At 74.3% G+C, this 7,998-nt stretch carries 10 protein-coding genes; 3 read left to right on the top strand and 7 right to left on the bottom strand.

All coding sequences use genetic code 11. From position 1 onward, the window contains the following. Positions 1-1,832 (top strand): hypothetical protein (locus PAI11_RS26795; protein ID WP_040598195.1); only part of this gene is annotated, 1,832 nt, incomplete at its 5' end. Here PAI11_RS26795 and PAI11_RS03880 read toward each other — a convergent pair. After that, complete coding sequence (locus PAI11_RS03880; RefSeq protein WP_007571074.1) at positions 1,817-2,512, bottom strand: TetR/AcrR family transcriptional regulator; 696 nt, start codon at positions 2,510-2,512, stop codon at positions 1,817-1,819. The two genes, PAI11_RS26795 and PAI11_RS03880, sit on opposite strands and share 16 nt — an antisense overlap. A gap of 194 nt (positions 2,513-2,706) precedes the next feature. Here PAI11_RS03880 and PAI11_RS03875 point away from each other — a divergent pair, with 194 nt between their 5' ends. After that, a complete protein-coding gene (locus PAI11_RS03875) occupies positions 2,707-3,951 on the top strand; it encodes an acyl-CoA dehydrogenase family protein (protein WP_040598200.1) in 1,245 nt (414 codons plus the stop codon). A gap of 55 nt (positions 3,952-4,006) precedes the next feature. Here PAI11_RS03875 and PAI11_RS03870 read toward each other — a convergent pair whose 3' ends face one another. After that, positions 4,007-4,528, bottom strand: a complete 522-nt coding sequence (locus PAI11_RS03870; protein WP_007571067.1) for a hypothetical protein — start codon at positions 4,526-4,528, stop codon at positions 4,007-4,009. A gap of 49 nt (positions 4,529-4,577) precedes the next feature. Beyond that, positions 4,578-5,090 (bottom strand): hypothetical protein, encoded by a 513-nt coding sequence (locus PAI11_RS03865; RefSeq protein ID WP_170320676.1) that lies wholly within the window; start codon positions 5,088-5,090, stop codon positions 4,578-4,580. A 63-nt stretch (positions 5,091-5,153) separates the two neighbouring features. Between PAI11_RS03865 and PAI11_RS03860 the strand changes: the two genes are divergently transcribed. Next, positions 5,154-6,260, top strand: a complete 1,107-nt coding sequence (locus PAI11_RS03860; RefSeq protein ID WP_081488243.1) for a UDP-N-acetylmuramate dehydrogenase — start codon at positions 5,154-5,156, stop codon at positions 6,258-6,260. Between the two features lie 15 nt (positions 6,261-6,275). On the opposite strand, the gene PAI11_RS03855 is transcribed toward PAI11_RS03860, so the two are convergent. The 4 genes from PAI11_RS03855 to PAI11_RS26790 all read right to left on the bottom strand — a co-directional run. Then, a complete protein-coding gene (locus PAI11_RS03855; protein ID WP_007571063.1) occupies positions 6,276-6,785 on the bottom strand; it encodes a hypothetical protein in 510 nt (169 codons plus the stop codon). Positions 6,786-6,828: 43 nt separating this feature from the next. Further along, a complete protein-coding gene (locus tag PAI11_RS03850) occupies positions 6,829-7,311 on the bottom strand; it encodes a hypothetical protein (protein WP_007571061.1) in 483 nt (160 codons plus the stop codon). Continuing rightward, entirely contained in the window at positions 7,308-7,799 is a 492-nt protein-coding gene (locus PAI11_RS03845) for a hypothetical protein (RefSeq protein WP_007571059.1), read from the bottom strand. Before PAI11_RS03845 ends, PAI11_RS03850 begins: the two co-directional genes overlap by 4 nt. A 12-nt stretch (positions 7,800-7,811) precedes the next feature. Further along, positions 7,812-7,998, bottom strand: a 187-nt coding sequence (locus PAI11_RS26790) for a hypothetical protein (protein WP_040598190.1), incomplete at its 5' end; no start/stop codon positions are given.

Here is a 7,998-nt window from a genome sequence, read left to right as displayed (position 1 = left end):
AGGCCCGCGCCGGATTCCCGCGCTCGCGCCGGCTGGCCGGCGAGCAGCCCGCGGCGGTGATCGCCGAGCGCGACGGCGACGCGGCCCGCCTGGCCCGCCGGGCGCGCGATCTGGCCGTCGACAGCGTCGCCGCCTGGGCGACGCTCGAGACGCCCGACGGGCGCTTCCGCGACCCGCTCTCCGGCGGCCGTCCGACGACCGGCTACGGCCGGGTGATGCTCGGCTACGCGCTGATGCGCGCCGGCCTGCTGACCGATCGCGAGCCGCTCTACGTCGCCGGGGCCCGCGCGCTCGCGCGGCGCAACCCGCCCTCCAGCCAGAGCTTCCGGGCGCTCGGCCTGCTGGCCACGCTCGAGCACGTCCCCGAGCCGCCGCGGACGATCCGTCGCGAGCTGACGCGCTACCTGCGCGGCTACCAGCCGACGGCGGCCAAGTCGGGCGAGGCGGGCGCCGCCGCAGGGGCTGGCCGCGACCGCCGGCCCTACAGCAACCTCAAGCTGGTCGAGGCGCTGTCGGTCTCGATGCTGCTGCGAACCGGCCTGCGCTCGACGGTGCCCGGGACGCGGCTCGCGAACCCGGCCGCCGCTCGCGCCTTCGTCCGCGCCGTCGTCGGGCCCGAGGTCGCCCGCGCGATCGGTCCCGACCTGCGGGCCCGGACGGCCGGCGGGCGGCTGGTCGGCGGGATCCTCTCCGACCCGCCGACCTATCCGCTGGCGTACCACGCGCTCTCGACCTGGGCGCTGGCGCGGACGGTCCGGGAGTTGGGGCCCGCCGCGCCGCCGTCCGCCCGCCGGAGCCTGCGGCGGGCGCTCGACGCGCTCTCGGTGCTGATGGCGCCCGACGGTCAGCTGGCCTGGTACGGCCGCGGCCAGAACCAGGTCTGGGTCCCGGCGATCGCCGCCGCCGCGGCCGCCGAGGGGGCGCGCGCGTTCGCCGCCGAGCCGGCCTTCGCGGGTCGGCTGCTGGCCGTCGTCGACCGGGCGCTGGAGCTGCTCCAGCGGCGCTACCGCCAGGACGACGGCCCGTTGCGGCTCGTCGACCAGGCCCCCGGCAGCCCGCTCCGCCGCGACATGGTCGGCATCGATCCCTACGCCGGCAACGTCGTCTACGGCGGTCTCGCGGCCTACGGGCTGCTCGAGGCGCTCGACGCGCTGGCGACGTTGCCGACCGACCTGCGCAGCGGGCGGCTGCCGGCCGACGACGACCTCCAGGTGGTCGACCCCACGACCTCGCACCTGGCGGTGGTCCGCCGCGGGCCGCTCTGGTTCGCGGTTCACGGGATCGCCCAGCACCGGCGCGACATCCGCTACGACGTCGGGCTGCTGCGGCTGGAGCGCCAGGACGGCGACGGCTGGCGCAACGCGCTCTCCCCGCGCCCGATCACGCTCACCGGCGACGCGCGCCTGCGCTCGGCGGGCCCCCAGGTCGTGATCGGGGGCGAGACCGGCTACCCGGTCGGCGAGCGGATCGACGCCCGGCGCGACGGGACGATCGTGGTCGGCGGCGGCTTCCGGACGCGAGCGGGCGCCTGGCTCGCCCGCGGCGTGCGGTTCACGTGGCAGCCCCGCGGCACCGCCCTGCGGCTGACGGTGTCCGGGCTGCCGGCGGGGACCACGGCGCTGCGGACGACGGTCTTCGCGCCGCGCGCCGGGCTGCGGCTCGAGGGACGCGACCTGGTGACCGCGGCGGGCCTGCGCGTCCGGTTCCCGGGCCCGGTCGGGCTGGCGATCCGCGGCGGCTTCCACAACGCGCCCGACCACGACCTGGCGGCCGCCGTCGCCCGCGTCGCGCCGCACGGGTCGAGCGTCGTGCTCGACTACCTGACCGGCTGAGCCTGGATCGGCCGCAGCGTCGCGGCGACCAGCGACCGGACCGTCTCGCGGACCTGGGTGGGGGAGACCGGGAAGAACCACGGCATCCCGCCCGGCAGCTCGCGGATGCCGTTGCCGACCCGCGCCAGGTGGGCCAGCCCGAGGATCTGCACGTACATCGCGTTGGCGTCGTAGTCGGGGTCGCCGATCGCGAACTCGCCGTCGGCCGCGCCGCGCCGCAGCAGCTCGACGGGCCGGTGCAGGGCCTCCGCGACCGCGCGGCCCATCCGCAGCATCGCCGCCTCGCTGATCCGCTCCAGCAGCTCGGTGCCGGGCTGGCGGAGCATCGTCATCGAGATGTCGATGAAGGCCGGGTAGCGGAGGCAGAAGTCGAGGAAGGTCTCGGTCAGGGCCAGGATCTGGCTGGCCGCGGGGCCGTCGTCCTCGATCGCGGCGAACTCCGCCATCAGGTCCTCGACGTAGCCGACGATCGTCAGCGCGAACAGCTCGTCCTTGCCCGAGAAGTGGCGGTAGATGATCGCCCGGTTGAGGCCCGCCTCGCGCGCGACGTCCTCGATCTGGGCGTCGTGGACGCCGCGCTCGTCGAACAGCGCGCGCGTCGCGTCGAGGATCTCGCGCTCGCGGTCGCGACGGCGGGCGGCGGCGCCGGGACGGCGGACAGCGGGACGCGGGGCGGCCATGGAGATCGATCCTACCGCCGGTTGCGGTCATCTGCAAACCTGGGTTACACTTTGCGTCATACGCGCGGTCCAGGCGACCGCTCGGGGCTCCGGCCCCGCGAATCTCCCCTTCGATCGTCCGAGGAACATCCGAGATGAGCAGCACTACCAGCGTCGACGTCATGGCCCTTGCGGGCGAGCTCGCGCAGGAGCGCATGAAGCCCGAGTGGTCGACCTTCAGCCTCGAGCTCAACGAGGAGCAGCGCGAGCTGCAGGCGTGGGTCCACGACTTCGCCGAGAAGACGATCCGCCCCGCCGGCGCCGAGTGGGACGAGAAGGAGGAGTTCCCCTGGCCGATCGTCAAGGAGGCCGCCGAGATCGGCCTCTACGGCCTCGACGGCACGCTGTCGATGTTCATCGACCCGACCGGCCTGCTGACCCCGATCTTCCTCGAGGAGATCTTCTGGGGCGACGCCGGCATCGGCATGGCGCTCCAGGGCACGGGCCTGGCCGTCTCGGCGATCTTCGGTCAGGGCACGCCGGAGCAGATCAACGAGTGGCTGCCGCGCTGCTACGGCAGCGCGTCGGACCCGCAGGTCGCCGCCTTCTGCTCGTCGGAGCCGAACGCCGGCTCGGACGTCTCGAACATCCGCACCACGGCCAAGTACGACGAGGCCACCGACGAGTGGGTCATCAACGGCTCGAAGTCGTGGGCGACCAACGGCGGCATCGCCGACGTCCACGTCGTGATCGCGACCGTCGACCCGACCCTCGGCTCGCGCGGGCACGCCGCCTTCGTCGTGCCGAAGAGCGAGATCAAGGGCATCTCCCAGGGCGCCAAGGTCAAGAAGCACGGCATCCGCGCCTCGCACACCGCCGACGTCAACCTCGACGACGCGCGCGTCCCGGGCCGCTACCTGCTCGGCGGCAAGGACAAGCTCGACGCTCGCCTGGCGAAGGCCCGCGAGGGCAAGACCTCGCGCGGGAACGCTTCGATGGCGACCTTCGAGGCCTCGCGCCCGGCCGTCGGCGCGATGGCGCTCGGCGTCGCCCGCGCCGCCTACGACTACGCGCTCGACTACGCCAAGGAGCGCGAGCAGTTCGGTCGCAAGATCATCGAGAACCAGGCGATCGCGTTCAAGCTCGCGAACATGAAGACCGAGCTCGACGCGGCCCGCCTGCTGGTCTGGCGCGCGTCGTGGATGGGTGCCGGCACGCTCCGCGGCGCCCCGCACAAGTTCGAGAACGCCGAGGGCTCGATGGCCAAGTACAAGGCCTCCGAGGTCGGCGTCAAGGTCACCGAGGAGGCGATCCAGATCCTCGGCGGCAACGGCTACACGCGCGAGTACCCGGTCGAGCGCTTCCACCGCGACTCGAAGATCATGACGATCTTCGAGGGCACGTCGGAGATCCAGCAGCTCGTCATCGCCCGCACGATCTCGGGCGTCCGCGTCCCGTAGCACGCGGGATCGGTCCGGCCGGCGCGCGGCGCCGGCCGGACCCGCGGCGCCTCGGTCAGCTGGCGACCGAGAGCGTCGTCTTGCAGGACGGCGCCTTGTCGGCGAGCGCCTTCGGCATCTTCGCCTCGGGCTTGACGTCGATCGCCTGGATCTTCGTCAGCGCGCCCTGGAAGTCGGCGATCTTCTTGACCCCGTCGATCGCGGCCGCGGCCTGCTCGACGGCGCCGTCGATCTTCTTCTGGTCGCGCTTCATCGCCGACTGGAAGTCGGAGTAGTCGTCCGGCGCCTCGATCTTGCTCAGCGTCGAGATCTCGTCGCGGGTGACGTTGAAGACCTTGGTGTAGATCTCCTTGATCTTCGGCAGGACGGCGTTCTGGTCCTTCTGCGCCTGCGGGGCGAGCTTCGTCAGCTCGCTCTGGAGCGCCTGGCCGCCGTCGAGCGCCTTCTTGCAGGCGCTCTCGTAGCTCTTGGCGTAGTCCTCCTTGCTCGGACCGCTGCCGCCGCAGCCGGCGAAGGCCAGGGCGGCCGTGGATGCGAGCACGGCGGGCAGGGCGACCGAGCGATGGAGCGTGAGCATGCGCGCCACCGTACCGACTGCCGGTCCGGCGGCGCGCAGCGGGGCGCGCCTACTTGGCGAGCGTGGCGCAGGCGGGCGCCTTCTTCTTCAGGTCGTCCGGCATGTCCTTGCTCTTGCCGAACTCGATCGCGTCGAGCTTGGTGCCGATCGTGCCGACCTCCTGGATCGTCTTGATCTTCTCGATCTCGCTCTTGGCCTTGGCGACCGCGTCCTTGCTGGCGCTGGCGTTGTCCTTCAGCGACTTCTGGAAGTCGGACCACTTGTCCGGCGCCTTGGCGTCCGCCATCACCTGGATCTGGGTGCCGAAGGTGTCGAGCAGCTTCACGGTCAGCGTCTTGAAGCCGTCGATCGCGGCCTGCGGGTCGGACGTCGCCTTGGTCTGCAGGCCCTGGGCGTCGGCCTGCATGCTCGCCACCGCGTCGGTGACGGTCTTGCAGGCCGCGTTGTAGGTCTTCACGTAGTCGGCCTCGTTGCCGCCGCCCCCGTCGCTGCCGCCGCAGCCGGCGACCCCGAGGGCGATGCAGGCCGCAGCGGCAGCGGCGGTGGTTGGGCGAAGGAGCATGCGCATGCGGGGACCGTACCGTGGGCGCGCTCGCCCACGCCGCGAGGTCCTAAGCTGCGATCGATGCCCGCGCCCTCGGACTCCCCGCCCGTTCCCGGGCTGCCCGCCGCCCGGGCCGGCCGCGACGTCGCGCTCGCGGGACTGACGACCCTCGGGCTCGGCGGTCCCGCGGAGCGGCTGATCGTCGCCGCCGACGAGCCGTCGCTGGTGGCCGCGGTCCGCGACGCCGACGCCGCCGGCCGGCCGCTGCTGCTGCTCGGCGGGGGCAGCAACCTGGTCGTCGCCGACGGCCCGCTGCCCGGCGACGCGGTGGCGATCCGGACCACCGGCGTCGAGGACCGCGAGGCCGGCGACGGGCGGGTGCTGCGGACCGTCGCGGCGGGCGAGGCCTGGGACGAGGTCGTGCGGTCGGCGATCGCGGACGGGCTCTGCGGCCTCGAGTGCCTGTCGGGGATCCCCGGGGCGGCCGGCGCGACGCCGATCCAGAACGTCGGCGCCTACGGCCAGGAGGTCGCCGAGACGATCGTCGCCGTGCGCGCGCTCGACCGTCGTGGCGGCGAGGTCGTCGAGCTGGACGCCGCCGCCTGCGCCTTCCGCTATCGCGACAGCGCGTTCAAGGGCCACGACCGCCACGTCGTGCTGGCGGTCACCTTCGCGCTCGAGCGCTCGCCGCTCGGCCGGCCGATCCGCTACGCCGAGCTGGCGCGGACGCTGGCGGTCGAGGTCGGTGCCCGGGTGCCGGCCGACGAGGTCCGCGACGCGGTCCTCGGGCTGCGCCGGGGCAAGGGCATGGTGCTCGACCCGACCGACCCCGACACCCGCTCGGCCGGGTCGTTCTTCACCAACCCGATCCTCGATCCGGAGGCGTTCGCGGCGCTCGAGCGGCGGATCGCGGCGGCGCTCGGCGACGACCAGCGGCCGCCGCGCTTCCCGGAGGCCGACGGGCGGCTCAAGACCTCGGCCGCGTGGCTGATCGAGCGGGCCGGGTTCGCGCGCGGGTACGCCCGTCCCGGCGCCGCGATCTCGTCCAAGCACACGCTGGCGCTGACCAGCCGCGGAGGCGACGCGGCCGACCTGCTGGCGCTCGCCCGCGAGGTGGCCGCGGGCGTCGAGCGGCGCTTCGGCGTCGCGCTGCGCCCCGAGCCGGTGCTCGTGGGCGCGCGCTGGTAGGGCCCGTCCGGGTCCCTAGACGGTGCCGCAGGCGGGGGCGTCCTTCTTCAGGCTGGCGGGCATCTTCTCCAGCCCGATCCCCTGGAGGCTGCCGGCGAGCGCCTTCTGGAAGCCGGCGGCGTCGCCGCTGGCCAGCTTGCCGGTGCCCTCGTCGATCGCGTCGACGACCGCCGACAGCGCCTTCACCGTCTTGTCGTGGAACGAGCGGTACTCGGACGGCGGCTTCAGGCCCTCGAGCTCGGAGAGCTGGTCCCGGGACGCCGAGACGTAGTCCTTCAGCGGCTTCTCGACCGCCTTGCTGGCTTCCTTGGTCTGCGACGGCTTGAACTTGCCCTGCAGCGCGACGAGGTCGGTCTGGAGCTTGCTGACCGAGGCGTTGGCGTCCTTGCAGAAGCTGTTGAGCTGCTGCGAGTAGGAGCCTCCGCCGTCGCTCTTCTTCTCGTCGCTCCCGCCGCAGCCGGTCACGCCGGCAGCGGCGACGGCGATCACCAGCAGGCTGGCGGTGCGGGTGCGCAGGTCGGGCATGGGAGGGCACCATACGGCAAGCGGACGGCGGCCGTGCCCGTCGTCAGAGGACGCCGCGGCAGGCGGTCAGGCGACCGGCGAGATCGGCGGGCGCGGCCGGCACGCGCGCCGTGCGGACGGCCGTCGCGAGCGTTCGCAGCGCCGCCAGATCGCCGGCCGCGAGCGACCGTCGGGCCTGCTGCAGCTGGTCGTCGAGCGTCGTCAGCGCACGATCGGCGGCGCGGTCGTAGTCGGCCCAGCGATCGGGCGCCTCGATCGCCCGCAGGCCGCGGAGCGTCGCCGAGGTGGCGGTCGCGTAGCGCTCGAACGCGGGCCGGATCCGGCGGGCGCTGCGCGACGGGGTCGTCGGCCGGGCGCCGGCGCCGACCCGTGCGACGGCGACCCGCAGCTGCCGCTCGGTGACCTGGAGGTTGCGGCAGGCGGTGGTCCAGTCGCGCACGTAGCCGGAGCCGTCGTCGGAGCTGCCGCCGCAGCCGCCCACGGCCAGCGCGAGGAGCAGCAGCGGGACGATCCGGCAGCGGCTCACAGGCCGGTCCCGCTGCGACAGTCCCCGGCCTTCTCGGCCAGCTTCGCCGGCAGCGGCGGGAACGGGGTGGCGGTCATCCGCACGTCGCCGGTGACGTTGCCGTCCTGCACGCGGCGGCGGATCGTGGCGACCTGCTCGAGCGCGATGCCGGCGGCCTTCGCGGTCTTGCCCTGGAAGTCGGCGAACTCGTCGGGCGCCTTGGCGTCGCGCACCTGCCGCAGCGCCTTCTCGCGGGCGTCGGCGAGCGCGTCGATCGGCGTCCGCAGCCGCTTGGCGATCGCCTTCGGATCGCCGCCCTGCTGCGGGACCAGCGTCTGGACCTGCTCGAGGAACCGCGTCTGGGCCTGCTTGAGGTCGCGGCAGGCGCCGTTCCAGGTCGCGGCGTAGTCGCCGGCGTCGCCGCCGCTGCCGCCGCAGCCGGCGACCGGGGTCAGCGCCAGCACCAGGAGGGCGGCGGCGGTGCGGGCGCGGAGCGGCGAGGACGGCATCGGCGCAGGATGCTAGTGCCCCGGTGCGGGGGCGACGGCGCCGGCGGTGCCGGCCACGCACGCCGGCGTCCGGCGCCGCAGGTCCGGCGGGGCCTCGGGCGTCGCGGCGACGCTGCCCAGGTCCACCCGCGCGAGCACCTCGAGGTCGCCCCGCTCGACCGTCCGCCGGACGGCGTCGAGGCGCCGGGTCGCGGCGGTC

The sequence above is a fragment of the Patulibacter medicamentivorans genome (assembly GCF_000240225.1).
Lineage (GTDB): Bacteria > Actinomycetota > Thermoleophilia > Solirubrobacterales > Solirubrobacteraceae > Patulibacter > Patulibacter medicamentivorans.
The sequence above is the reverse complement of the archived record's forward strand: the minus strand, read 5'-3'. Positions and strand labels throughout refer to the sequence as shown.

Coding starts and splice junctions, on each gene's coding strand:
- PAI11_RS03875 (WP_040598200.1), top strand. CDS start 2,707: ATGAAGCCCGAGTGGTCGACCTTCAGCCTCGAGCTCAACGAGGAGCAG.
- PAI11_RS03855 (WP_007571063.1), bottom strand. CDS start 6,785: ATGCCCGACCTGCGCACCCGCACCGCCAGCCTGCTGGTGATCGCCGTC.
- PAI11_RS03880 (WP_007571074.1), bottom strand. CDS start 2,512: ATGGCCGCCCCGCGTCCCGCTGTCCGCCGTCCCGGCGCCGCCGCCCGC.
- PAI11_RS03870 (WP_007571067.1), bottom strand. CDS start 4,528: ATGCTCACGCTCCATCGCTCGGTCGCCCTGCCCGCCGTGCTCGCATCC.
- PAI11_RS03845 (WP_007571059.1), bottom strand. CDS start 7,799: ATGCCGTCCTCGCCGCTCCGCGCCCGCACCGCCGCCGCCCTCCTGGTG.
- PAI11_RS03860 (WP_081488243.1), top strand. CDS start 5,154: ATGCCCGCGCCCTCGGACTCCCCGCCCGTTCCCGGGCTGCCCGCCGCC.
- PAI11_RS03865 (WP_170320676.1), bottom strand. CDS start 5,090: ATGCTCCTTCGCCCAACCACCGCCGCTGCCGCTGCGGCCTGCATCGCC.